This window comes from Rhizobium sp. P1_B8, assembly GCF_056406515.1.
The window spans coordinates 1-923 of record NZ_JBFTZZ010000083.1 but is presented as its reverse complement, the minus strand read 5'-3'; the positions used below and the strand labels follow the sequence as shown (position 1 = coordinate 923).

The 923-nt window shown below is 63.9% G+C and carries 1 protein-coding gene; it reads right to left on the bottom strand.

What is annotated here, in order from left to right:
* Nucleotides 1-908 (bottom strand): MobA/MobL family protein (locus tag AC1D2N_RS36210; protein ID WP_477983030.1); only part of this gene is annotated, 908 nt, incomplete at its 3' end.
* Between the last annotated feature and the right edge of the window lie 15 nt (nucleotides 909-923).

Here is a 923-nt window from a genome sequence, read left to right as displayed (position 1 = left end):
TCGTCGACAGTGCGATGCAGCGCCTTGGCGATATCGCGCTCATCGAAGGTGGAGCGTTCATTGCTCAACTGCTTCAGCAGGAGCGCAGGATCTGCAAGCAGCCGGTCGGCCATCTCCTGGCGACGGGCAAGGTCGGCCGGAGCAAAATATATCTCCGCGTCCCTGCGGGAGAGGGCTGCCTTCTCCGGTCCGAGGTGCTTCTGCGCGATGCCATCAAGGCCCTGTTCGGCATAGGAGCGGCCATCGAGCCGGATCTCGTGACCGGCAAGCGCCAGGTGCCGGCTGGCCGTCTCCGCCCAGGCGATCTTCCACGCCTGCAAGGTTTCCTTGTCGCCAGCCCAGAGTTTGTAGACGACCTTGCCATTCGGGCGATCCGGCGTGACGACCCGCAGCGGCTTTCCGTCCTCGCCACAGACAGGAACCTTCTTTGGCCCGAACCCCTCCTCCGCCAGCGGCCTGAGCGTCGTCATCAGATGGATATGCGGRTTGCCGTCCTTGTCGTGATAGACCCAATCGGCGACCATCCCTTTCGCAGTCAGATTGTCGMGCACGAACTCCCGCACCAGCGCGATGTTCTCAGCCCGCGTCAGCTCTTCCGGCAACGCGATGATCAACTCGCGCGCCAGCTGCGCGTCGGCGCGTTTCTCGAAAGCATCGACGGCATTCCACAGCGCTTCGCTCGCCTTGGCGACGGATTGACCAGAAATCGCCGACCGCAGCCAGGCCGGTATTTGGTCCGGAAGAGCCAGCTCCTCATGCACCAGTTCGGAAGCYCCGCCGCGATAGCTGAACGAYGTRCCGGCCTGTTCGTCCATCATCCGGGCGCGATGGCGATAGGCGGCGGCCGAGACGACGCTGCGTCCCGCGCCCCTGCCGATCACCTGTGCTCTGACGAACATGATCGCCACTGTCGTCTCCACCTC